At 48.1% G+C, this 24,339-nt stretch carries 23 protein-coding genes, 3 tRNA genes and 1 rRNA gene; 9 read left to right on the top strand and 18 right to left on the bottom strand.

Annotation, left to right across the window (positions count from 1 at the left end; translation table 11 throughout):
- Window positions 1–113: 113 nt before the first annotated feature.
- The 7 genes from FTO70_RS12865 to FTO70_RS12835 form a co-directional block, all read right to left on the bottom strand.
- Entirely contained in the window at window positions 114–2,396 is a 2,283-nt protein-coding gene (locus tag FTO70_RS12865) for a CDC48 family AAA ATPase (RefSeq protein WP_255336156.1), read from the bottom strand.
- Window positions 2,393–3,088: an ArsR family transcriptional regulator gene (locus tag FTO70_RS12860; RefSeq protein WP_255336155.1), complete on the bottom strand. Its 696-nt coding sequence runs from the start codon at window positions 3,086–3,088 to the stop codon at window positions 2,393–2,395. Before FTO70_RS12860 ends, FTO70_RS12865 begins: the two co-directional genes overlap by 4 nt.
- A gap of 689 nt (window positions 3,089–3,777) precedes the next feature.
- Entirely contained in the window at window positions 3,778–4,908 is a 1,131-nt protein-coding gene (locus FTO70_RS12855) for a NosD domain-containing protein (RefSeq protein WP_255336154.1), read from the bottom strand.
- 5 nt (window positions 4,909–4,913) lie between these two features.
- The gene (locus FTO70_RS12850) at window positions 4,914–5,099 is read right to left on the bottom strand and encodes a hypothetical protein (RefSeq protein ID WP_255336153.1); all 186 of its coding nucleotides are present in this window, start codon (window positions 5,097–5,099) and stop codon (window positions 4,914–4,916) included.
- The gene (locus FTO70_RS12845; protein WP_255336152.1) at window positions 5,065–5,829 is read right to left on the bottom strand and encodes a hypothetical protein; all 765 of its coding nucleotides are present in this window, start codon (window positions 5,827–5,829) and stop codon (window positions 5,065–5,067) included. Before FTO70_RS12845 ends, FTO70_RS12850 begins: the two co-directional genes overlap by 35 nt.
- A gap of 264 nt (window positions 5,830–6,093) precedes the next feature.
- Entirely contained in the window at window positions 6,094–6,537 is a 444-nt protein-coding gene (locus FTO70_RS12840; RefSeq protein ID WP_255336151.1) for a Zn-ribbon domain-containing protein, read from the bottom strand.
- 100 nt (window positions 6,538–6,637) lie between these two features.
- The gene (locus FTO70_RS12835) at window positions 6,638–7,330 is read right to left on the bottom strand and encodes a phosphoribosyltransferase (protein WP_255336192.1); all 693 of its coding nucleotides are present in this window, start codon (window positions 7,328–7,330) and stop codon (window positions 6,638–6,640) included.
- A gap of 425 nt (window positions 7,331–7,755) precedes the next feature.
- On the opposite strand from FTO70_RS12835, the gene FTO70_RS12830 reads away from it, so the two are divergent.
- Both FTO70_RS12830 and FTO70_RS12825 read left to right on the top strand, forming a co-directional pair.
- Entirely contained in the window at window positions 7,756–8,541 is a 786-nt protein-coding gene (locus FTO70_RS12830) for a winged helix-turn-helix domain-containing protein (RefSeq protein WP_255336150.1), read from the top strand.
- 156 nt (window positions 8,542–8,697) lie between these two features.
- Window positions 8,698–9,558, top strand: a complete 861-nt coding sequence (locus FTO70_RS12825) for a protease inhibitor I42 family protein (protein WP_255336149.1) — start codon at window positions 8,698–8,700, stop codon at window positions 9,556–9,558.
- A 168-nt stretch (window positions 9,559–9,726) separates the two neighbouring features.
- Here FTO70_RS12825 and FTO70_RS12820 read toward each other — a convergent pair whose 3' ends face one another.
- Entirely contained in the window at window positions 9,727–9,939 is a 213-nt protein-coding gene (locus tag FTO70_RS12820) for a hypothetical protein (RefSeq protein WP_255336148.1), read from the bottom strand.
- Window positions 9,940–10,201: 262 nt separating this feature from the next.
- Between FTO70_RS12820 and FTO70_RS12815 the strand changes: the two genes are divergently transcribed.
- Together FTO70_RS12815 and FTO70_RS12810 are read left to right on the top strand one after the other, a co-directional pair.
- Window positions 10,202–10,276 (top strand) — tRNA-Met (locus FTO70_RS12815).
- 306 nt (window positions 10,277–10,582) lie between these two features.
- Window positions 10,583–11,905, top strand: coding sequence for a signal recognition particle protein Srp54 (locus FTO70_RS12810; protein ID WP_255336147.1), 1,323 nt, complete (start codon window positions 10,583–10,585; stop codon window positions 11,903–11,905).
- 135 nt (window positions 11,906–12,040) lie between these two features.
- Here FTO70_RS12810 and FTO70_RS12805 read toward each other — a convergent pair whose 3' ends face one another.
- Entirely contained in the window at window positions 12,041–12,610 is a 570-nt protein-coding gene (locus tag FTO70_RS12805; protein ID WP_255336146.1) for a GMP synthase subunit A, read from the bottom strand.
- A gap of 107 nt (window positions 12,611–12,717) precedes the next feature.
- Entirely contained in the window at window positions 12,718–12,867 is a 150-nt protein-coding gene (locus FTO70_RS12800; protein WP_255336145.1) for a hypothetical protein, read from the bottom strand.
- A 195-nt stretch (window positions 12,868–13,062) separates the two neighbouring features.
- On the opposite strand from FTO70_RS12800, the gene FTO70_RS12795 reads away from it, so the two are divergent.
- From FTO70_RS12795 to FTO70_RS12775, 5 genes are all read left to right on the top strand, one after another.
- Window positions 13,063–13,860 (top strand): 2-amino-3,7-dideoxy-D-threo-hept-6-ulosonate synthase, encoded by a 798-nt coding sequence (locus tag FTO70_RS12795; RefSeq protein ID WP_255336144.1) that lies wholly within the window; start codon window positions 13,063–13,065, stop codon window positions 13,858–13,860.
- Between the two features lie 140 nt (window positions 13,861–14,000).
- On the top strand, window positions 14,001–15,143 hold the full coding sequence (locus FTO70_RS12790; RefSeq protein WP_255336191.1) for a 3-dehydroquinate synthase II: 1,143 nt from the start codon (window positions 14,001–14,003) through the stop codon (window positions 15,141–15,143).
- A gap of 230 nt (window positions 15,144–15,373) precedes the next feature.
- Window positions 15,374–16,102 carry a type I 3-dehydroquinate dehydratase gene (aroD, locus tag FTO70_RS12785; RefSeq protein WP_255336143.1) on the top strand — a complete coding sequence of 243 codons (729 nt, stop codon included), beginning with the start codon at window positions 15,374–15,376 and terminating at the stop codon, window positions 16,100–16,102.
- Window positions 16,099–16,941 carry a shikimate dehydrogenase gene (locus FTO70_RS12780; protein ID WP_255336142.1) on the top strand — a complete coding sequence of 281 codons (843 nt, stop codon included), beginning with the start codon at window positions 16,099–16,101 and terminating at the stop codon, window positions 16,939–16,941. Before aroD ends, FTO70_RS12780 begins: the two co-directional genes overlap by 4 nt.
- Window positions 16,938–18,365, top strand: coding sequence for a prephenate dehydrogenase (locus tag FTO70_RS12775; RefSeq protein WP_255336141.1), 1,428 nt, complete (start codon window positions 16,938–16,940; stop codon window positions 18,363–18,365). The genes FTO70_RS12780 and FTO70_RS12775 overlap by 4 nt, the downstream gene beginning before the upstream one ends.
- A 249-nt stretch (window positions 18,366–18,614) precedes the next feature.
- On the opposite strand, the gene tpiA is transcribed toward FTO70_RS12775, so the two are convergent.
- The 8 genes from tpiA to rrf all read right to left on the bottom strand — a co-directional run.
- Entirely contained in the window at window positions 18,615–19,283 is a 669-nt protein-coding gene (gene tpiA, locus FTO70_RS12770; RefSeq protein ID WP_255336140.1) for a triose-phosphate isomerase, read from the bottom strand.
- Between the two features lie 154 nt (window positions 19,284–19,437).
- On the bottom strand, window positions 19,438–20,616 hold the full coding sequence (locus FTO70_RS12765; protein ID WP_255336139.1) for a bifunctional 5,6,7,8-tetrahydromethanopterin hydro-lyase/3-hexulose-6-phosphate synthase: 1,179 nt from the start codon (window positions 20,614–20,616) through the stop codon (window positions 19,438–19,440).
- A gap of 244 nt (window positions 20,617–20,860) precedes the next feature.
- On the bottom strand, window positions 20,861–21,475 hold the full coding sequence (gene nth, locus FTO70_RS12760; protein WP_255336138.1) for an endonuclease III: 615 nt from the start codon (window positions 21,473–21,475) through the stop codon (window positions 20,861–20,863).
- A 264-nt stretch (window positions 21,476–21,739) separates the two neighbouring features.
- Window positions 21,740–21,811: transfer RNA gene (locus tag FTO70_RS12755), tRNA-Cys, on the bottom strand.
- A 79-nt stretch (window positions 21,812–21,890) separates the two neighbouring features.
- Window positions 21,891–21,962: transfer RNA gene (locus FTO70_RS12750), tRNA-Cys, on the bottom strand.
- A gap of 136 nt (window positions 21,963–22,098) precedes the next feature.
- Window positions 22,099–22,638, bottom strand: a complete 540-nt coding sequence (locus tag FTO70_RS12745) for a YIP1 family protein (RefSeq protein ID WP_255336137.1) — start codon at window positions 22,636–22,638, stop codon at window positions 22,099–22,101.
- A gap of 402 nt (window positions 22,639–23,040) precedes the next feature.
- Window positions 23,041–23,592 (bottom strand): YIP1 family protein, encoded by a 552-nt coding sequence (locus FTO70_RS12740; protein ID WP_255336136.1) that lies wholly within the window; start codon window positions 23,590–23,592, stop codon window positions 23,041–23,043.
- A 633-nt stretch (window positions 23,593–24,225) separates the two neighbouring features.
- A 5S ribosomal RNA gene (rrf, locus tag FTO70_RS12735) occupies window positions 24,226–24,339 on the bottom strand; the annotation flags it as partial.

Genomic DNA, 24,339 nt, shown 5'->3' with positions numbered 1-24,339 from the left:
AAGACACGGTCGGCAAGGCCATTAACGGTCAGACAATTAATAAATCCATTTTTGGAGACAATTAATAAATCCGTATTTGGAGCTTACGAAATTAGAGCTTACGAAATTAGAGCTTACTCAACCTGCAAAGGGCCAGGGACATTTTCGCCCTCGATTTCCTTTTCGGGTTCTTCGCCTCTTTCCGGTTCTTCAGCTTCGAAGGCCTCATCTTCAAACTCCGTTGCATACTTCGCAAAGAGTTCCGAATTCTTTTCATAGGTCCTGAGAGTTTCCCTGGAGGTTGTGGGTTTTACCCTGCGGATTGCCTGTTTAAAGTGTTTTTTCGTAAGCTTGATGCCTGCAGCCTTCTCCTGAAGGTCTTTTCTTCCGATTCCCGGAGAGATTATTTCCCTGAGGGCAAGCATGGCAGCTTCCCTGCAGATGCCTTCGATATCGGCCCCAACATACCCTTCGGTCAGCTTCGCAAGCTCGGAGAGGTTTACGTCCTCTGCAAGGGGTTTTCCTTTCAGGTGGATCTCAAAGATCTTTTCCCTGCCTTCTTTTTCAGGAGGTTTGATGTAGATAAGCCTGTCAAAACGGCCCGGCCTGAGAAGAGCGGGGTCAACCATATCCGGCCGGTTCGTGGCCGCAACGATGATCACATCCTTGAGTTCTTCGACCCCGTCAAGCTCAGTAAGGATCTGGCTGACCACCCTCTCGGAAACATGGGTATCGGAGACGGTGCTCCTCTGGGGAGCAATGGAATCGATCTCGTCAAAGAAGACCACAGTTGGAGCAGCCTGCTTTGCTTTTCTGAATGTTTCCCTGACTGCCCTCTCAGACTCTCCTACGTACTTGCTGAGCAGTTCGGGGCCCTTGATGCTTATAAAGTTGGCTTCGCTTTCAGTGGCTACGGCCTTTGCAAGCAGAGTCTTTCCAGTACCAGGAGGCCCGAAAAGCAGTATGCCTCTCGGGGGCTTTATGCTGACGGCTTTGAACATTTCAGGGTACTTCAGGGGCCATTCCACGGCCTCGACCAGCTCCTGTTTTGCCTTCTCAAGCCCGCCGATATCATCCCAGCCCACGTGGGGGACCTCCACGAAGACTTCCCTCATGGCCGAAGGTTCGATATTCTTCAGGGCTTCTTTGAAGTCATCTTTCTTGACCTCCAGGTTATCAAGCACTTCCTGAGGGATTTCTTCATCGATATCGATTTCTGGAGTGATCCGCCGGAGGGCATGCATGGCAGCTTCCTTGCAGAGGGAAGACAGGTCAGCTCCCACGAAACCGTGGGTCACGTCTGCAATTTCGGAAAGGCTCACTTCCTTTTCAAGGGGCATCCCCCTGGTATGGATAAGGAGGATTTGCTTCCTTCCGTTCCTGTCAGGAATTCCGATCTCGATCTCCCGGTCAAACCTGCCTCCGCGCCTGAGGGCTTCGTCAATGGAGTTCGGGCGGTTCGTGGCAGCGATTACCACAACTTCTCCCCTGGACTTGAGCCCATCCATAAGGGAAAGAAGCTGGGCAACGACCCTGCGTTCCATTTCCCCGGTGACTTCCCCACGCTTCGGGGCGATAGAGTCGATCTCGTCTATGAAGATAATAGAAGGGGCATCCTTTTCTGCTTCCTCAAAGATCTCCCGGAGTTTATGTTCACTTTCCCCGTAGTACTTGGAGACGATCTCGGGACCGCTGATGGTAATAAAGTTGGAATCGGTTTCGCTGGCCACCGCTTTTGCGATCATGGTCTTGCCAGTCCCCGGAGGCCCGTGGAGGAGCACACCTTTGGGAGGCTCGACCCCGAGCTTCTGGAAGAGTTCCGGGTGCCTGAGAGGCAGTTCGATCATTTCCCTGACAAGCTTGATCTCACGCCTGAGCCCTCCGATATCTTCGTATGAGATGCCTTCGGGGGCCTTAATTTCCTCCAGTGACTTTTCCTTGATGATGATCTCGGTGTCCCTTGTAACAACTACCGGCCCTGCAGGCCGTGTGGACGCTACCACAAAGGTCAGGGGATTGTTTACGGTTTCCACCCGGATCTGCTGCCCCTTGTTAAGAGGCCTGCCCTCGATAATCCTGAGGATGTAATGAGCGCCTCCCACAAGCCTGACCGGCTGGGAAGGGGCCAGGGTAACCCTCTGGGCATGTTTTGCCTGGACCTTCTGGATCGTGACCCTATCATCAATCCCAACTTTTGCATTGCTGCGAAGGTTTCCATCCATCCTGACCCTGTTTTCCTGCCCGCGTTCCACATTCGGCCAGACGATGGCGTAGGTCCTGGCTTTCCCCGAGATTTCGATAATGTCCCCGCTTACAAGCCCCATCTGCTGCATGAGGTTGGTATCGATTCTTGCAATTCCCCTGCCCACGTCCTTATGATAAGCCTCAGCTACTCTCAAATTTATTTCTTCAATCATGCCTTCTCAACTCCGGTCTCACGTATTCTCCAGTACTGCTGGTTATTCCTGATTGCGTATTCGATAAAGCCCCTCTCTGCAAGGTCTATCAGGTTTGCATTTATAATGCTCGGGTGCAGGCGAAGGTTGTAACAGAGAGCGGCTGCAGTGGTCTCGTTTTTCAGGAGCTCGAAGAGGACTTCACATTCCACCGGGTTTCTGGCAACCCCCTCAAGGGAGTCCAGGCAGCTGTCCATCAGTTCCGTGTACTCGGCCTGGAGCTGCTGCTGCATCCTCGCAAGTTCTTCCTGTCTTGTTTTCAGTTCCTGAAGCCTGCTGCTCAGTTTCAGGAATACGGAAGAAGGCTCGGCCCGCGGAGGAGCCTCTTTTTTCCCCGCAGCCGCAAGAGTTTCCCCTTTTCTCTCCTTTTCAAAAACAATGTCGTGAAGAGACACCGTATAGGCATACGGGGACACCGAGACTTCAAGCCGCATGTTGTTTGCGATATTGAAGTACTTGCGCCTCTGCTCGTCCACGCTGCACTCTATCAGCCCTGCCTGCTCAAGCAGGCCCAGATGGCTTATTATGGCTTTTGGCCCTACCCCCAGCCTGCCTGAGATCTCACTGACATAGCAGGGCCGGTTTGCAAGAAGCTGAATGATCTTCCTGCGGTTTTCATTCCCCAGGATGTCAAGTAATGTTGCCGAGTCCATGTTTTTCCCCTCTGATGATTATTGAAATCTTTTGAGGCATTGCAGCAAAAGGTGCTGGATTTTACCTTGCTCTGCTCTTTTTCGGATAAATGATTATAATGTATTTTATGAGGTTTATAATGTGCGTTATAATGTATAATTATCACAGATTATCACAGCCATCACAAGCTCTAACAACGATTTTTAGCTGCGTTCCTGCAGAATTTTGTTTCCGTTGCCTTCCTGTGTACGTTGATCTCCAGATAGGAGATTGCGTGAATCTCCCTGAAAGGGATTTGAAAAAAAGCCCTGCCCGGGAGCTTTGGCCAGAGTACTGATCGTGACATAGGGATGAATAGTTAGTAACCTGTAGTTATCATTAATAATATATAAAAGTATCCAAGCACCGCACCCTATCCGTAAAGCTCCTAAACCATACAAAAAAGATTATTTAGGCCCTGCAGAAATGTTCTCTGTAGATTGAGCCACTCCTTATTCGGCTTTAAGTCCCCCTCCAAAAACCCGGTTTTTGCTTCAGTCAGCTGGACTCTGAGAGGGAAAAACAGCTCAAAGAACCCCGTATCTCACCAGTTGTGCTCTAACGACCGGAGGTCTCATGAAAATTTATAGCTAAAGGCATAAAGAGCTGGACGGCCTAACTCCATATTCAAGACGACAGCCACTCAAATACATACTTAATTTCAGGATTTCTACAAAATCATTGCCCAAAATCCATCGTCTACCGTATTGTTCTTACTGTCAGGATCAGACCAGACTCTGACACCAAGCCCCGAATATGCAAGGTTATCTTCCAGGATGTTATTTTGAGAATTTGCCAGTGTGATTCCATTTTTGTATATGTTAGAATCCACAATATTATCCAGAATTTTGTTTTTATCCGACCCATCAAGGCCGATGCTGAAATAATTAGTTGAAACCACGTTTTTGCTCAATTCGTTAGCAGAAGAATTGCTGAGGGAGATGCCTTCCCAGCTTTTCGATATATTATTACCGGTTAGAATATTACTGCAGGAATCTTCGAGGTAAATTCCACTCCTATCAACCTTAATCCCGGCATTGGAGATGCTGTTACCCGCCACCCTGTTACCACTAGAATTCTTTAGACATATACCACACTTATCATTTAAATTTGCAGTGTTGAAATTCAGTTGATTATTTGCGGAATCTCTGAGATACACCCCGTACCAGGAGTTATTGTTTGCTTTATTCCCGGCAAGAGTATTTTCTCTGGAGTCGCTCAGGTAAATGCCGTACTTGCCTTTCGATACCGAATTATTATTCAAAACCCAGTTATTGGAGTCCTTAAGAAAAATTCCATAATCATTGTACACAAGCCTGTTGTTGGTAATATTCCCATTGGACCCATAGATGTATATCCCGGCATTTCCCCTGCCACTTGCACCTGTTATATTAAATCCGCCGATTATAGCATTGTCTGAAGTTATATGGAATACATGAGCTTCCGGATCTGCGGCCTGGATGACCGTATCAGCCGGATTTCCGGATTGCGATATTATGGTCAATGGTTTATCCACTAACATATTTTCCGCATAAGTTCCGGGGTAAACAACAATTGTATCTCCGGAAGTGGAGGCGTTTATCGCCTGCTGTATTAAGTCCCCCGGATAAACAGCAATCTTATTCCCGGAACCAGTATCGTTTATAGCCCGCAGCATCGAGTCCTCCGGATGAACGGCACTTTCATTCCAGGAACCAGCATCATTTGAGACCCGGAGAATCGGATCTCCGGAATGAAGAGCATAATAGGCTACTGCGAGGCTGATGATGATTGCAACTGCAATTTTTGTATTTCCCTGCACGCAGGTCAGACTCCTAAGGCATACTCAATCACCATCTCAATCGGAGATTCCGGATTGTCTATGAGATTGATATGGAATATTTCGGATGAACCAGGCTCGTCAGCATAGTCTGCCCTTATCTCTTGCTCGAAAGTGAGCCTCACGTCCAGAGCAATGTCATAGAGGTAAGCCCGGCTCAGGACTCTTTTCATCAGGTATTTCCCCTGCTCCTTCTTCCGCCTTTGTCGAGAATGTACTGTTCAGAAAAGGCGAAAACTGATCTGTCAAATTTTCCTGAGCTTCACCATTTTTTTCTCTACCTTTTTCCCAATCCATCAAAAATACGACATGAACGGTTTTTCCCTCAAATTCTTCAGAGGTCACCGCAATATTATAGATCAGATTTTCTGACCCTATTGAACCGGAAAACAGTTGATTATACACATAAAAATCGGCATTACTTTCCGGCATTCCTTTGATGTGCCCGGAATAGCGGAAGAATTTTCCACCTGCCAAACCGGAGATGTCCTTAATTTCCACATCAAAATTTTTCCCTAATAACCCGAGGTTTACACTTCCATTATCAGCTGCTTTTACAAACTTTTCAGTATCGATGAGAACAGTCTCAGAATCGTCCCAGTAATCCTGCAGCTTAAGTGAGCTGTCCTCAAGTTTCACCGGCCGAATGATGCCTTCCTGGGATGCACCTGAAAAGCTCTTAACCGAATATTCATCCAGAGCGCTTAAATTGAGCTGCATCCCGGCCTTTCCGGATATATTGACATTATCACTAATATTGACATTATCACTAATATTGACATTATCACTAATATTGACATCATTACTGGCACTGTTATTGTCGTTAATTAAAAGGGCAAAACCCAAAAAGGCAACCAGGCCTATTATGAATACTAGAACTATAGATGCACTATCAACTTTCATCCGAATTCCCCAACCCAGAAACGGCAAACAACAAACTTTCCAACGTATAAAGAATTTATTTTCTTCCTAGAATAACTTTGTGATTTTAAAAGGATGCCTTTCAATAGAAATAGACAGGTGGACAATATAAAAAAAGAAATAGAGTGTGCCAAAAACAGATACAGAAAACAGGAAAGGGACCAAAAACAAATAAAAAAGAAAAAGGTACAGACTATAGTGAAGTAAAAGACTTCCAGGGGGAAGTTCCTGAAATTTGTGGAAAAATCACTTCTTTTTGGCTTTTGATTTCTCTTTCTGCTGGTTGAAGACGGAAGGCAGGTGAAGGGCGTATGAACCTTCTTCTTTGATTGCCATCACGAGTTCCTTTCTTTCAAACAGGGACTCGAGGTTAAGTTCGTATGAACCTGGCCCCAGGATCCTGACAGACTCTACCCTTTCTTTATCCTCTTTCTTTTCGGCTTCAGGTTCCCGGCCCTTATTTTCTTCTTCAAAAGCAAGGGCTTCATCAATGTTCCTGACAACTTCATCCAGGGAAGATTCCAGGCCCATTTTCTGCTCTTCCAGAGCGGGTTTTCCCCGGTCTTCCGAACCTTCGGCTTCCCTTTTCACATAAAGAAATTTATTCCAGCCGCAGTCCGGGCAGCCGCTGAGGATGGCAGCATCGCCGTCTTCGAAAATAGTTCCGCATCTGGTACATCTGTGGGGCATGAGTTCACCGACTTTGAATGATATGGGTGTAACTTATGGACTTAAATGGGTGCCTTAAATAAATATGTATACTTGTATTTACCGTTTGCTTTTATCCTTTTCATAAAAGTTTCCAGTACTTCTTCCCGTCAACTGCTTCCGAACTGACCCGACCTATCCGTTCCATCTCCTCCAGGACTTCCGGAAGCCTGCCAGGCTGGGTGATTTCAAAGACAACCGGGTCAAGGGAATGGTTTGTGTAAAGGCTGTGCTTGAACGCTGTGAGGTCCCAGCGTTTATTCGGGTCTTTTCTCATGCATTTGCTGAGGATGCTTACCATGTCCTCCATGAAATTCCAGGGATAGACAATCCAGGCCCAGTCTTCAAGCCGCTCCCCTACATAATCGGGGTCAAGCTTCGAACTGCCGACATACTGAAGCGAAGCAGTCCTGATTTCCCGGGGCTTGCGCTCCGCTACATGAGCAACTGCGCTGAGCATGCTCTCCCCACTGTTTACGATGTCGTCGACAATAAGCACTTTTTTACCTTTCACTGCAGAATCGGCAAGTGGATACCTGACATGGGGAGTTCCCGTATCGATAGCTGCAGCTCCCACATAGTGCTCGATTTTCAGGCTGGTAAGGTCGTCGAGGCCAAGGAAATCACAGAGCACACGCCCAGCAAACCAGCCGCCCCTTGCAAGTGCAATGATCACGTCGGGTTCATACCCCGAGCGCTTGATATCTTTTGACACTTTTCGGCACAGGTCGTATATATAATCCCAATTAGTAAGTACACATTTGAAAGACTTTATGCAAAGCCCTCCCTGATCCGGAGCCCGGCAGAGGGTAAGACGTTCGATGATGCTTCTTGAAGTTTTAAATGTCTTAACACCCTGCTTCTTAAAGCTTTAACTGTCTTAACACCTTTTTCGAACTGATATAATCCAGACAATAGACTTAAGGTTTCTTATTGTGGAGTGAATAAGAAAAAATATTTTAAAGATACGTTGAATTCTCATAATATTAATCAGGTGTCATATTAAGTGTCATATTAAGGGTTTTCAAAAACAATTTCAAAAACCATTTAAACCATCTTTCCCAAAGATCCATTTCAAAAACCATTTAAACCATCTTTTCCGAAAAGAATCGGAGTCCTTTAAAGAAACTATCCCGAAAAAAGGGAAAACAGAAAATAGGAGCCTCCCAGCAGAAATAGAAGCCGGGAAAAGTGAGAAACATGGAAAAAACCCTGATTGACCTGCTCTTCATGTCCCAGAAAAGAAAGGACCTGCTACTTCTGCTCAAAGACGGAAGCAAAACCATAGAAGAAATCGTAGATGCTCTTCAAGTCAACCCAACCGGGATGCTTCCTCAGATCAAAAAACTAAAGGACGATCGCCTGGTGCTTCAGGAAGACAGGGAATACATGCTTGCTCCAATAGCAAAAATCCTGGTAGAAAGAATGGAACCACTGCTTGATACCCTGGAAGTGATTGAAGAGCACGAAGATTTCTGGCAGGAACGCGATCTGAGGGGTATACCCCGGGCTTTTCTGGGAAGGTTTAATGAATTGAAACCTTATTCCCTTGTGAAACCTGACCCCGACAATATCTTTGAACCCCCTGCCGTTTTTATGGAAAACGTCAGGAAATCAAAAGATATACTCGCCTTTTCCTCAATTTTCCACCCCATCTTTCCGGGAAAGTTCCTGAGAAATGAAGAAAAAGAAACCGAAATGACCCTGATCGTAACAGAAGGGGTCTTTTCAAGACTTGAAACCGATTTTAAAGGAGAACTTGACATTTACCTGGCCCAGGAAAAGAAAAAGCTGTTTGTCTGTTCCGACGAAATAAAAATCGGCCTGCTTACGAAAACCGAACGTTTCATGTTAGCAAGTTTCCTCACGGCAAAAGGCACTTTTGACCAGGAAGGCATCATAAGCCTTCAACCTGCAGCCCTGCAATGGACCGAAGACCTGATCCTGCATTACATGAAACAGTCCAGGGAGATCCGCAGGACCTGAATTCTGCTCAAAAATACCTCTTCTCCTTTTTATTTCTGCGATCAGAAAGCTTCAAACGCAACCGCAGTTTAAGCAAATGATAAATCCGAACAGGCACATCTTTTCATTCATACAGCACCAATTATACAGTATAAGGAGAAGCAAGAGGGAAAATGAATGAAAACCGATCCTGTGAAAAGGAAACTTTCAAAAGGCATGAAAATCACGGCAGCTCTGATCCTGATAGCCGCAGTCCTTCTTTCCGGCTGTGTTGAAGAGGGGCAAAACGATACGGACACGGAACCCGGGGGGCCCACAACTGACAGCAACGGAGGGGGGGATGGGAACGAAATGCCGGAAGAATACACGTACGGGACCGCAAATGTGGAAAATATCCAGATCATGATCCTGGAATCTTTCCCGGTACAGGTAAAGGTAGTAGTAGAGGGTTACCTTCCCGACGGCTGCACGGAGATCGATAAAATAGAGACCGAAAGGGAAGGAAACACATTTAACGTAAGCATCAGCACGAAGCGCCCGAAAGATGCAATCTGTACCCAGGCACTCCGCCCGTTTGCAATAACCATTCCCCTTGACGTTTACGGCCTTAAGGCAGGGACCTATACCGTGGACGTGAACGGAGTTACAGGTACATTCGAACTTGCAACAGATAATATAATAGAAGATTCCTCCCCGGAAACCGATGGAAACACCTCATTCACCGAGGCCGACAACGGGACAACGGCAACCCTTGAAAACGGAACCATCTTTTACCTGAAGCTTTCGGAAAACCCGACCACAGGCTATTCCTGGGAGCTTGAGCTGAGCCCGGGGTTAACCCTTCTCAAAGATGAATACATTCAGGACGAGCCTCCCGAAGGAGTCGAACAGCCTCTCGTGGGCGCAGGCGGAGTCCACCTGTGGGAAATCAAAGCCGAAGCTACAGGCAGCCAGCAGGTAAAGGGAATATACAAACGGCCCTGGGAAGAAGAGACCGGAAAAGAGGATAATTTCACACTTAATATCGAAGTGGTCTGAAAAAATATTGAAGCGGTCTGAAACGGCCCTCTTCATTTTTCATGCCTTTACCTGTCCCCCTTTTCCTTTCAGCAGGAGAAACGGGTAGGATCAAGGGTGGGGCATGAATTTTCGTATTAGTTTTTAAGAGCGCAGTTCTTATTAGCTTTTTTAGATTGCAGCCTGCTTTCACGAACCCTTCATCGTAAGCCCCAGAGCCTCTTTCAGGTCCTTAAGGCAGCTGTCACAGATGTAAGAGGTCCCGATCTGGGTGCAGCCAAGAATATCTGCACTTTCTTCACCTGCTTTACCTTCTTTTTCCTCCGGGCTTTTCGGATAGCCCTCACAGTAAACCCCGCACTTAACCTCGCAATAGGCGCCGCAGAATAGACATCTGGTCATAATATAACTGGGGCTTTGGATTTCAAATATGTTTCCTGAAGGACTCTGAAGATAGAAAAAGAGAGAAATGCTGAGAAATGCTGAGAAACTCCGCCGGATTCAGGTCGAAACTGCCAATCTCCCAAAAATTAATGCACAATGCACTCAAAAGATAGAAACAGACAGGGACGAAATTGTCAACCCGAGCGAAAACTATATAAATGATCCCCCGTATGTTCAGGTAGTTGTCCTGGGCAATGTGACCCAACAAGTAAAACCCTGTAGCGGGGTGGGGTAGCCAGGAGATCCCGACGGGCTCATAACCCGTAGACCGATGGTTCGAATCCATCCCCCGCTATCCTCAATTCTTTTTTGGTTCTCTTTATAATTTGTTTCATTTTTGTACCCTTTATATTACACTTTTTCGTATCTTTATTCTGGCTCCATTTATCCCTTATCGGATACATTTTAATTCTGACCCCCACTTTACCCTGTATCGGATTCAGACACGGGAACTCAAAAGTTTATTAAGGAAAGATTACTTTCTTACACAGGATCAGAAAAAAATCCAAAATACTGAAATCCAAAATACTGAAATCCAAATAATGAAGAATTCAAGGTACCTTTTTATCCATCCTCAAAAACCGGGCAGGACGATTTTCACATGGTAATGGACAAACTCGGAGACTCCTTACAGGGGGCGCTCAAGAAGCTAATCGGTGCGGGACGCATTGATGAGCGCACGGTCAACGAAGTGGTAAAGGACATCCAGCGGGCCCTTCTCCAGGCCGACGTCAACGTAAAACTTGTCATGGGGATGTCCCAGAAGATCAAGGAGCGTGCAATGAAAGAAGACCCTCCGGGGGGTATGAACCCGAGGGAACACGTTATCCGCATCGTTTACCAGGAACTTATGGAGATTATCGGGAAGGGAGCGGACATCCAGCTCAAGCCCCAGATTATAATGATGGTGGGGCTTCAGGGAAGCGGGAAGACCACAAGCACTGCAAAACTGGCCCGCTACTTCCAGAGAAAAGGGCTCAAGGCAGGAGTCATTGCCGCAGACACCTTCCGTCCGGGAGCCTACCAGCAGTTGAAAATTCTCTGTGAAAAGCTTAACGTGGCTTTTTACGGGGAAGAGGGAAACCCGGATGCCGTGGAAATTGTCAGGCACGGGCTCAAAGCCCTGGAAAAATACGACGTGAGAATCGTGGACACTGCCGGCCGGCACGCCCTTGAAGCCGAGCTGATAGAGGAAATGGAGCAGATCCATGCCGTTGCAAAGCCCGACCACAAGTTTATGGTCCTGGACGCAGGCATAGGGCAGCAAGCAAGCCAGCAGGCCCACGCTTTCAATGACTCGGTAGGAATCACGGGAGTTATCATCACAAAGCTTGACGGGACCGCAAAAGGTGGTGGAGCCCTTTCGGCCGTTGCCGAGACGAGAGCACCTATTGCTTTCATCGGGGTAGGAGAAACCCCGGAAGACTTCGAAAAATTCGAAGCTGACAGGTTCATTTCAAGGCTGCTCGGAATGGGCGACCTCAAGAGCCTTATGGAAAAGGCCGAGGAAAGCCTGAGCGAAGAAGACGTGGATGTGGACGCCCTGATGCAGGGACGCTTCACCCTGAAGGACATGTACAAGCAGCTCGAAGCCATGAACAAGATGGGGCCCTTAAAACAGATCATGTCCATGCTTCCCGCGGGTATGGGAGGCATGAAGTTATCAGACGAAATGTTCCAGGCCACCAGTGACAAGATGAAAAACTACAAGGTCATCATGGACTCCATGACCGAGGATGAAATGACAGACCCCCGGCTCATAGGGGCTTCAAGGATCAAAAGGATTTCAAGAGGCTCAGGCTGCAGCCCTGAGGAGGTCCGGGAACTCCTGAAGTACCACAAGACCATGCAGACTGCCCTGAAAGGGTTCAGGGGCGGAAAATTCAATATCCAGAAAATGATGAAGAAAAAGCTCGGGATGTAAACATCCCGATATCTGTTTTTTTAATAACAACTTACTTAGAATTGTTTTTTTGGAAGCAGTGATTTACAAGTAGATTTTCACAGTGAGTAGATTTTCACAGTTAATCGTTTTTTGCAGTTGGTATTTTTTCACATTTCAATACTGCTCGCAAACCTCAAAGAAGTTCATCAGCAGTTCTTCGCCCTTCTCGGTGTGCGAGACTTCGGGGTGCCACTGGACTCCGTAGATTGGTTTTGTGGGGTGCCGCATGGCTTCAATCTCGCAGATCTCGGACCTGGCAAGGTGGATGAAGCCCTCCGGGAGGATAGCGACTTCATCGGCATGGGAGGCCCATACCGTGGTTTTAGGGCCCAGGCCCCGGAGGATGTCGTCTTCTTCGATAACCTCAATTTCAATCTCTGCATACCCGCCTTTTTTTCCTGGATGGACATGTCCCCCGTAGGCAAGGGCAATTGCCTGGTGCCCGAGGCAGATTCCCAGGATCGGGATATCAATTTCCCGGACATAATCGAAACAGAGGCCTGCCCTTTCCATTTCCGGCCCTCCGCTTAAAATCAGCCCGTCCGGTTCCTCGGCCAAGATGTCTTCGATAGGAGTCGTATTGGGGACGATTTTTGTTTCCATGTCAAGGTCCCGGACAGCCCGGTGGATGAGGTGGCAGAACTGTCCGTAGTTGTTTACAACAAGGAGTTTCAATTCTCTCATGAGTTCTTCCGTTCCTGTTTAAATTAATGTAACCTGGTTCTGACGCTCTGAGTTTACTCTATTAGCCCATGTTATCCTATTTTAAATCTCGTATCTATTATATCCTGTCAGTCTCCAGTATCCTTCCGGCACCCTTCCGGCATCCTTTCAACGCCTGTTTCCAGGGTTTCTACTCCTGTCCCATTCTTGAATCCTTTTTCAAGGCTTCTAATCGAACCCTTTCCTCTGCCCTTACCAGGTTTTCGACCTTTCTGCATGCAGCTTTGAAGTACAAAAATATACAGAAAAGTTCAAAAATGTTCATTGACATATGGCTGAATCAGAAATAACGGGTGTAACCTGGAATAGCTTTAAATACAAGTACTGTGTTAGTATGTGACATAGTAGCACGGAAGATATCCAGACGAAGCCGCCGTTTAGAAGAATAATCTTACACTTGAAGAGGAAGCACGATGTCAGAAATTGGGAAAAAAATACGCATAGAAAGGCTGATGAACCGAGAGAGCAGGAACATGGTCATTATTCCTATGGACCACGGGATCTCCGACGGGCCTATTGAAGGGCTGATCAATGTCACAGACACCGTAAACAGGGTTGCGGAAGGGGGAGCAAATGCCGTCCTCATGCAGAAGGGCATGGTCAAGTACGGGCACAGGGGATACGGGCACGACATCGGGCTCGTAGTCCACATCAGCGCGTCTTCGGCCTTGAGCCCGGACCCCAATGCCAAGGTACAGGTCTGTACCGTAGAAGAAGTCATTAAGATGGGGGCAGACGCCGTATCCATGCACATCAACGTTGGGTCTGAGACTGAAACCGACCAGCTCGAACAACTCGGTGCAATCTCAAGGGACTGCACGGAGTGGGGAATGCCCCTCCTTGCAATGATGTACCCCAGAGGCAAAAAAATCACGAACCCCCATGACCCGGTAAATGTAGCCCACGCCGCAAGGATTGGAGCCGAACTCGGTGCAGACGTGGTAAAGACCGTATACACCGGAGACGTTGACAGTTTCAGAGCCGTTATCAGGGGCTGCCCTGTACCTGTTGTAGTTGCGGGCGGACCGAAAACTTCAACTGACCTGGAATTCCTTGAAATGATCGACGGGGCAATGGAAGCCGGAGCCAGGGGAGTTGCCATAGGGAGAAACGTCTTCCAGCATAAAGACCCGGTAAGGCTGACGCGGGCAATCTGCACTATAGTCCACCACAGGAAATCGGTTGAAGAGGCCCTGGAACAGCTTAAATAAAAAGCTGCTTAAATGGGAAGCTGAGGCAGAAAGGGAATCTAAGACGCCAGAGAATTGAAAGCGGAAAAAAGCAGATAACCGGAAAAGCAGTAAAAACAAAAATAATTGGAAAAAACTAGGGATAACCGGAGTTGAAGCCTTTGCAGAAGAAAAGCGTATGGATAAAAGCCGATGAAGGCGGATGGGAAGAGCAAAAGGACCGGATCACGACCGGCCTTGAGTCCGGAGCCGACTGCGTGCTCGTAAACGCAGGAGACGTAGAAAAGGTCCGGGAACTCGGGAACATCACGGTTGCAGCTTTTGCCCGTGACAATAAGGCCGGCGCTGACATCGTGATCGTGGGAAAGAGAAGCGAAGGCGACGGGACAAAGCCCCTGCCTATGGAAATTCCGGGTTCCTTTGACATAAACGCAGCAACTCTGCTCATGGATAAGGGGCTCAGCGTGGGCGGATACGTGGTTATAAAAGACAAACACTACGAGCACTTTGCAGCCGAACTCGGGAAAGTCTGTGACTACCTCCTGGTCACGGGCACGGACTGGAAAGTAATCCCCCTGGAAAACCTGATTGCCGAACTCCAGCGCCAGAACGTGAAGATCATTTTCGGGGTAAAGAGCGCAGAAGAAGCAAAACTTGCCTTCCAGACCCTTGAGAGCGGGGCAGACGGAGTCCTCCTGGACAGCGGAGACCCGCAGGAAATAAAGGACACAATCAAAGCTGCACGGGAACTTGAAAGCGAAAGCACCGAGCTTGAGCCTGCCGTCGTAACCCGGGTCGAACCCCTCGGGATGGGAGACCGGGTCTGCGTAGATACCTGCAACCTGATGCATAAGGGCGAAGGGATGTTAATAGGCTCGCAGGCAAGCGGGATGTTCCTGGTAAACTCAGAGTCCGACGACAGCCCCTATGTGGCAGCCCGCCCGTTCAGGGTAAATGCGGGTGCGGTTCATTCTTACATAAAAATCGGGGAGAAGACCCGCTACCTTTCGGAACTCAGGGCAGGAGACCCTGTGACCATCGTAAACTCCAGAGGGGAACAGCGGGAAGGAATCGTGGGCAGGGTCAAAATCGAAAGCCGCCCCCTCATGTTCATCGAAGCAAAAGCCGGGGACAGGACCTTAACCGCAATCCTGCAAAATGCCGAAACCATAAAGCTGGTAGGAAAAGACGGAAACCCGATCTCGGTTGCAAAGCTCAAGAAAGGGGATGAAGTCCTGGTCCGCCTGGAAGAAGGGGCAAGGCATTTCGGGAAGAAGATTGAGGAAACAATCATTGAAAAGTAACGATCATAGAGAAGTAACGATCATAGAGAAGTAACGGTCATAGAGAAGTAACGGTCATAGAGAAGTAACGATCATTGAAAAATAAAAACCCCATCAAAAAATCACAAAAAGTCATAAAAAAATCATAGAAATAAATCGGCCTGCGGAAAAAGATTCCTCCGGAAAAGGATCACCTTCAGGCCCTCTATTCTTAAAACCGGAAATGTGATTTTTAAGACCCGGAGCAAGCAATGAAGTGCATAGGCCCCCTTGACCTTGAAAAAAAAGCTGCAATTGTCGCAGTGATCCCTGAAAAGCCCCTGGAAACTTCAAAAAAAGCAGCCGAACTGGGAGCTGACATCCTGGAAATCCGGCTGGACCTGCTGGGGATCAGGGACCTCGGGCTGGCTGCCGAGCTTGTCCGGAAGATAAAGGCCGAAACAGGGCTTCCGGTCCTCATCACAAACCGCTCCCCTGCAGAAGGAGGGAAATGGGAGGGAGGAGAAGAGGAAAGGACCGGACTTCTCATAAGCCTGCTTTCCCCTGAAGGAGGGGCAGATGCTGTGGATATTGAACTATCGGCCGGAAAAGAAGAAAGAGATAAAGTGATAAAAGCAGCAAAAACCGGCGGGAAAACAGTAATAATTTCGTCCCACAACTTTTCAAAAACCCCCTCTTTTCAGGAAATGGAGTCAATTATTGAAAAGGCGTTCCTGGCGGGGGCAGACATTGCCAAAATTGCCGTCATGCCGCAGGCTATGCAGGACGTTTTAGACCTGCTCAGGCTTACCCTGGAAGCCCGGGGAGCCGGAAAGCCCGTATGCACTATTGCTATGGGCAAACTCGGGAGGCATACAAGGGTAATTGCTCCTTTTTACGGTTCGGTCCTGACCTATGCCTCGGTCGAAAGTGCTGCAGCCGCAGCCCCGGGGCAGCTGCCTGTGGATGAAGTAAAAAAGATAATGGAGCTGCTCGAATGAAGAGAGTATTCGGGGTATTCGGAGACCCAATAGAACATTCCCTTTCCCCTGCCATGCACAACGCAGCTTTTTCCGCCCTGGGGATGGACTGCGCCTACCATGCCTTCAGGGTCGGGCCGGAAAAACTGGAAAAAGCAATCCTTGGAGCCGAAGCCATGGGCTTTGGGGGGCTTAACCTGACCGTGCCCCTGAAAGAGACTGCTCTGAAAATGGACTGCGTAAGACCTGACCCCCTGGCAGAAAGCATAGGGGCCGTAAACACGATCGTATTCGGGAAAGCCGGAGAGGTCCTGGGCTACAACACCGACGGGCTCGGGGCAAGGCAGGCACTTCTGGAGTCTGCAGTGGAAATAGAGGGGTCAAGAGTGGTGGTTGCAGGGGCAGGAGGAGCGGCAAGGGCGATCGCGTTCCAGCTTGCAGCCGACGGGGCAGAAATAATAATTGCAAACCGGACTGAAGAACGGGCAGTCGAACTTGCAGAAGAGATCTCGGCTGCCAGACTTTCTGGAAAAGTTAAGGGGACCGGGCTTGCAGGACTGAAAACCCTCCTCCGGGAAGCAGACGTCCTTATTAACACCACGACCCTGGGGATGCACCCAAAAACAGATTCAAGCGTCGCGGTAGCCGATGACCTCCACCCTGACCTTACGGTCTTTGACATCGTCTACAACCCCCTGGAGACCAGGCTCTTAAAGGAGGCAAAAGCAGCAGGGGCAAAAACCGTAAGCGGAGTTTTGATGCTTGTCTACCAGGGCGCAGAAGCTTTCCGCCTCTGGACAGGCATTGAACCTCCAGTGGAAATCATGAAAAAGACCGTACTGGAGGCTCTTCAGGCTTGAACCCTGAAAAAAAGAACCCCGAAAAAACAAAAGTCCTGATCCTGGGCGGGACCGGGGAGATGGGGCAGTGGTTCACCCGCTTTTTTAAAGAAAGGGGGTACGAAGTCACAGTCTGGGGAAAAGGGGGCAAGGTGGAAATTGCCAGGAAACTGGAAGTCCCTTTTGCTTCTGACCTTGACGCGGCTATCTCCGAAAGTGACATAGTGATCGTCTCCGTGCCCATCAACGCAACGGAGGAAACGATTGCCGAAACTGCCCCGAAGATGAAAGCGGGAAGCCTCCTTATGGACTTCACTTCCATCAAGGTAAAGCCGGTGGAAGCCATGAAGAAGTTTGCCCCTGCCAAAGTCGAAGTCCTGGGTACGCACCCCATGTTCGGGCCCACAATTCCCACCCTCCGGGGCCAGACCGTGATCCTGGTGCCGGTTGAAGGGCGCTCGGAAAAATGGTTCCCGGTAATCAGGGAGCTCTTTAAAGAAGGAGGAGCCCATGTGGAAATCACCACCGCAGCCGAACACGACCGGCTTGTTTCGGTCGTGCAGGGGCTCACTCATTTTGCCTACATAAGCATAGGGACGACCATCGACAGGCTCGACTTTGACGTGAAGAAATCCAGGAAATTCGTAAGCCCTGTCTACGACATCATGCTGGACTTCGTGGGCAGGATCCTCGGGCAGAACCCTTACCTTTACGCCCTGATCCAGATGGAAAACCCTGGCGTCCTTGAGGTGCACGAGGCGTTCATAAAGGAATGCCAGGAGCTTTCAGGCCTTGTGCGGGCCCATGATGAGGAAAGCTTTGTCAGGAAGATGAAAGCTGCTGCCCGGAAATACGGGGACACCGCCCATGCGCTTCGCAGGTCGGACAAACTTATCAACTCAAGGATAGCGGAATACGAGACAATCCTGAACTCTGTCGGGAAAGTCTGCGGCTTTTCCCATTTCTATTCCGGAAAAACCCACGTAGGTGTGCTTGAAAAGGCCGGCCCGGACGAGGTTGTCCTCTCCAAACTGGTAGCAAAAGGCACCGCCCCTGATATAAAAAACAAATTCATAAAGCTCAAGCTTGAAAACCTCCGCCTACTTTCCGAGGCCGAACTTCGGGAATGGAGAAAGGAAAACCTGAAACGTTCAATAAGGGACATTGCAGTCCTTATCCCGGAAGGGGCGGACCCTGAAATCATCCTCGGGGCAATCTGCACAAATAAACACCTGGCGGTTTGCAAAATCAGTGATGTCTACGCCGCAGGGGCCAGGGAATTGGAAACCGAAAAAGAAAAAAAGGGAATGGAAAAGCTCGGAGTGACTTACAGGATAACGATTTTTGGGGACTGCGATGCGGATGCAGTCGAAGAAGAAGTCACAGCCCTTCTCTGCGGGCTAGGCTGCAGGGTAAGGGAGAAAAACCTGCCTCGAAAGGAATGAAAACCACTTCAGCACATGGCAAAATCTATAACGAAAAAGTTGCAGGAGACCGGAAACTTAAAACTGAAGCTGACCTGCTGATTATTGAAATAGGGGAATGAAAGGACTATTGAGCCCCTAATCAAGCATTAAAATAATCCCAACCATGAATTGAAAAAATTAAAAATAAGAAAAACTGCTGCTGAAAAGAAGCAGTTCTTTTTTATTTCTTTTTTATTATCCCATTGATTGAATCTTCAGAGCTTCCCTTCAGACCAGGCTGATAAGTTCTTCCAGCGCTGCCTTCGGGTCTTTAGCTTTCACGATTCCGGATGCAAGAAGCACGCCTTCAGAACCCAGGTCAAGGGCTGCCTTGAGGTCTTCACCTTTTGAGATTCCGGCGCCGCAGAGTACCTTTACTCCGGGGTTGATTTTTGCAACTGCCTCAACAGAGCCGCTCACCACTTCCGGGTCGGCTTTAGAGACCGGGATTCCACTTCCGATAAGCTCGGGGGGCTCGATTGCCACGTAATCGGGACCAAGGATTGCTGCTGCGGCTGTGGTCGGAACGTTATTCGTGCAGATCACGGTCCTGAGCCCGAACTCTTTTGCCGCTCTCAGGGAAGCTTCGATATCCGCAAGGGTCAGGCGCTTTTCCGAGTGGTTGATAAGGGTCCCGGCTCCCCCTGCTTCTTTTATGCATTTTCCGAAGATGTGCCCGGTAAAGCTCCCTGCGCCGATCCCGTCCATGTGCTGGGAAAAGACCGGTACCTTAACTTCCGAGGCTACCCTGTAGATATCCGGAAGCTGGGGGGCCACTGCAATTTCGATGCCTGACTCTTCGGACACAGCTCTGCAAGCCTTTGCAATTTCAACTGCTCCGAGGCCTGTGCCCTGAATGTAAGTCTTGTAATTTAGTAAGATGAAAGGTGAACCCAAGAAAAATCCCCTCCTGAGAAATGAAAAGAAAATGGAAAAAGAAAAAGCGTGGAAAACCACGCTTTCTTCGGGTAAGTTTCTGCCGGAACGCTTACATACTTCATTTTTCCGGCAGCTCTTTTTCCGGCTGCTACGGGAAGTTATTGAGGCCCGCTCAGAAGTCGGTCATGACTCTGAACTGGTCGATTTCCGGCTTGTTCAAGCTGTTAATGAACTGCTCGGCAACTTCCCTTATGTCCTTTGCACCTGCAATAGCTCTTCCGACCACAAGGATATCGGCTCCCTGGCTGAGGGCCACAGGCACCTTGTCGAGGCGGACTCCGCCTGCAACTGCAATCAGGGCCTTTGGAGCGATCTTCTTGATTTCGGCAATGTTGCCCCAGGCATGTTCAGTGTTTTCGATGTCGATTCCGCGGTGGAGTTCAATTACATCGGGCATGACCTTGAGCTGTTTTAAGACCGAGATAGGGTCGTGCTGGTTGAGGGTGTCCATGACTGCATAGATACCGGTCTTGTGGGCCTCTTCAATCAGCTTGTCGATGGTGCTGATCGGGGCAAGGGCCGAGACTACAATGGCATCGCCTGCAGCGTCTGCAACCATCCTGGCTTCGAGGTTCCCTGTGTCCAGGGTCTTTAAGTCAGCAACGATGAAGGCATCGGGTCTAACCTGCCTGATCTTCGAAATAACGTCTACGCCGTAGCGCTTTATAAGGGGTGTTCCGGCTTCGATGATGACGTGGTCGCTGTTCGGGATCTGGGAGATGGCTGAAAGCACGAACTCCAGGTTCGGGTTGTCAAAGGCAACCTGCAGGTAGGGTGGGTCCCAGAGCCTGGTGACCTTGAAGCCCATGATTGCGTGGGTGGACTTGTTGCTTTCCTCAAGCACTGTGTCGATGTCCGGGAAGCCTTCCAGGGCGCGCTTGATTGCGAGTTTTGTGGCCCCGTAGTTGTACCTGTAGATCTTGTTGTAGTCCTGGGCTTCGGGGTGGATGAAAACGCTTGCCACAATGACAAGTTCTTCAGCCTGCTCCTTAGGGATTACGCCCTCTTCTACGGAGTCTGCAACTGCCTTCGCAACAGCTGACTGGGCAGGTCCGAAAATCTTTGCTGCCTGGTCCATGTTCTTTACCGTAACCTTCGGGATGATCAGGGTGGAAGGTTTGGGCGGCAGGTTGGGCCTGATAACGGACAGGAGTGGGGTATGTCCTGCTGAAAGCTGGGTCAGGCCGTTTGCGAAAGCCTGCCCGACCGGACCTCCCTTGTCTCCTATCATCAAATCAACGTGGGCAAGTTCTGAGCCCTGCCCCATTAATGCTTCTCCTATCTGAAACATATTTGACCTCGTAAATGCGATAACCATAATATTGGAATTTCTAGATAATATCCCGTTCGATAGCGAATTTGCAGTCGAAATAAGGAATAGGCATAAGCCTTTTGCCTGCTTGAATGCCAGCCTTATATAAATAATCTCGTATCGTCCCGAACAAATTTTCCTCCAACCTTTAAAGGTCCTCTGGATTTCGATTCCTAAATACCCGGAAGCTCCCGATTACAGAATATTCCTATAGAAATTCAAATTACAGGATAATTTTCGGGCACATATCGTTCAGGATGCAGACCTCACACCTTGGAGAAAGGGGCCTGCAAATGTTTTGCCCTAACTTTACAAGCAAGAGATTTATATGTTTCCAGTAGTGCCTGGGAAAAAGCTTTTTCAGTTCGTTCTCGGTCTCTTCCGGGCTCTTTGTCTCTACCAGGCCAAGCCGGTTCGAGATCCTGTGGACATGCGTGTCCACGGCGAGAGCATCCTTAAGAAAAGCATGCGCAAGCACGCAGTTGGCGGTCTTCCGGCCGACCCCAGGGAGCTTAAGAAGAACTTCCATATCATCAGGAACCCTGCCTCCGTATTCCTCAAGCAAAATCCGGGAAATTTCCTTGATTCTTCCGGCTTTGACCCTGTAAAAACCCACATCCTTTATAAGAGCCTCAATTTCCTCTACATCAGCCTCTAACATTTCCTCAGGAGTGGAAAACTTCTCAAAAAGCTTCCTTGCCGCCGGATAGGTAACATCATCCCGGGTCCTGTGGGACATAACTGTAGAGATCAGTACGAAAAAGGGGTCTCTTGAGCCGTCGGTATAGCCTTCGGGATAGAGTTCGAAAAGCCTCCGCATGAGTTCATCGATGTCCATGCCCAGAAATTAACAGCCAATTTATATAAAAATGAAGGATGCGAAGAATTCAAAAGAAGGAAAGATAGAAACCAAAAGAAGGAAAGATAGAAACCAAAAGAAGGAAAGATAGAAACCAAAAGAAGGAAAGATAGAAACCAAAAGAAGAAAAGATAGAAACCAAAAGAAGAAAAGATAGAGAACAAAAGAAGGAAAGATAGAAACAAGAAAAAAAATCACTTCAATACGAAAAACATCGACTAAAAAATTATTGAAAAAGGAAAAAGCCAAGATCCGGATTCGAACCGGAGTGAAATCGCTCTGCAGGCGATTGCGTAGCCGTTCCGCCATCTTGGCATGAAGCAAGTCGATTAATGTATTTATTATATATAAATCTTCAGATTGTAAATTTTTAAACCAATCCGAATAGAATAGAAGCCAAGGTCCGGATTCGAACCGGAGTGAAATCGCTCTGCAGGCGATTGCGTAGCCGTTCCGCCACCTTGGCAGTGAGAACTGTGCAGATTGCTAAAGTACTCAATCGTATATAAGTTTTTAGCTTGATACTGCTTTTAGAGGGAATTAACGATGTTAACAGCTACAAATTGAAAAGAAGAATCCCCTGAAAAGGAGATTGTCCTTCCTCAAACAAACAACTGGGAAAAAGCGAATAATCCCATCAGAATGAACAGCAGGATGACCAGGACAGTCGGCAGGAGAACTGCTATTATAGATCTTCCCATACCGACATCATGAGCGTACATACCTCCTACAATATACAGGTATATCCCGTAAAACCCGACGATCCAGCCAATAAAAGGGATCCAGGAAAGGAGCAGTACGGCAGTTGCGTAAGCTATGAAACGGAAAGTACCTTCATATGTCCCGCTTCCCCCAAGCACCTTGAAAATGACATAAAGGATCAAAGCTTCAATAAAGAGGGATATGACACCAGAGATAGGGGCCAAAATCACAGCCCCGAAAACAATGAATAAGCTGAATTCCCTTCCACCGTACATCCCACCGTACATTCCACGGTTGAACAGTGCTGTCATAAGTCCGAATACTACAAAGTTTATTGCTGCAAAGATAATAGGGTCAGCGTATCCTCCGGTCTTCGGCATTTTCCGATAAAATTCCGAAGGACTCTGCATGACACTTTTCCATGTATCGATGTAATCCATAGGACAACCCCAATTATAAATAAGACGGATAATTATTTAAATAAATTTATAAAAAGAAGATGAGAAGTTAGAGATTAGATCCATCGAGAAGCGCCTTAAATCAAGACCTTTAAAACCGGGGTCCGAAAAAATTTATTCAAATTAAACAGGATGAGATTTGTTTCAAAACTTTTCATATATTTATCATAATGGACATAGCCGCCCGCTTCAGTGGACGGGGATGCGAGACAATTAAGGAGTGGAGACGGACTTTCGGGCAATTTTCCCGGCGACAAAATAAAACCTGCATCCGGAAAAATCCAAGTAATTATCGAAAGAGCTGGAGTTAACTTTCGTCCCGTCACCCACTCTGGTGAAATATGTGGATGTCTCCTGAAAGGAGACGAGCCTTAAAACCTATTTTCAGATAACAACGCTGGAATAGAGCAATCCTGCCAGAACTGCCAGGACCACGACCAGCAGTAAGAGGAGCACAGTGGGTAGAAGTACGGCTATTGCAGCCCTTCCCATGCTTACGTTATGTACAAAACTGCCCCCCACAATATACAGGTATATCCCGTATAGCCCGAAGATCCATCCGATGAAAGGAATCCAGGACAGGAGCAGTATGGCAGTTGCGTAAGCTATGAACCGGACCGTGCCCTCATAGGTTCCGCTTCCACCAAGCACCTTGAAAATTACATGAAGAATTGCAGCTTCGATGAAGAGGGAAATTACCCCAAAGATAGGAGTAATGATAACAGCCGCAGGCACCATGAAAAAACTGAACTCCCTGCCCCCGTACATTCCACCTCCATACATCCCGCGGTTGAAGAGCACGGTTAAAAGCCCGTAAACGGCAAAGCTGATGGCGGCAAAGGTAATCGGGTCTGCGTATCCCCCGGCTTTTGGCATTTTCCGATAAAATTCCGAGGGGCTCTGAATGACCCCTTTCCATATCTCGATATAATCCATAAGAATCCTCACATAGAGATGTGTCTGAGTTTTATTTAAAGAAGTTTATTAAAAAAATCAAATATGTCTTCATATAGAAATATGCTTGATTTTTATTAAAAGAGATATGTCAAAAAATTTAAAGTTGAACTACTCTCCAGAACTTAAACACCCACAAGAAAAGCTTGAAACAAATCAAGAGTCTCCGGGAGTCTCAATCTCAAAAAATCCTTCTGAATTGATAGGCCGGCCTGGTCCGGACAATACTCTTTTAGTTTTAAGGTCAAAGCCGCCCGCCGCAGCGGGCGGGTTGGCGCGCCCCTTGCGGGAAGGGACCGGAACCGGGATGAACTGACAAATTGCGGTTAGACACCGGACCCTGTTTATTTTCAAAAAGCTTCGCTTAACCAACCGGAGGAAAAAAGAAAACGAAAGGAGCAGAAAAAGAAAAGCAGAATTGAGGAAAGAGAAAACAGAATTAAGGAAATGAAAGGGATTATGGCAGCGATCCAGAGTTCCCGAAGGCTCGCGCAGCAGAGTTGCGGCTCTGCAGTGCGCCGTCCGGTTCGCTTCACTCAAGCGGACTAAAAGGGAAATAAGGATCAGAAAAAGGAAAAATCAAAGAGAAAAACAGAATTAAGGAAATGAAAGGGATTATGGCAGCGATCCAGAGTTCCCGAAGGCTCGCGCACTTCAGTACAGTAAGGAACGCGGGCAGGCTTATCTGCTGTGTTCGGGATGGGTAACAGGAGTTGCCCTGCCGCTATG

Origin of the sequence: Methanosarcina sp. KYL-1, from assembly GCF_024372725.1 — an archaeon.
Classification (GTDB): Archaea; Halobacteriota; Methanosarcinia; order Methanosarcinales; family Methanosarcinaceae; genus Methanosarcina.
The sequence above is the reverse complement of the archived record's forward strand: the minus strand, read 5'-3'. Positions and strand labels throughout refer to the sequence as shown.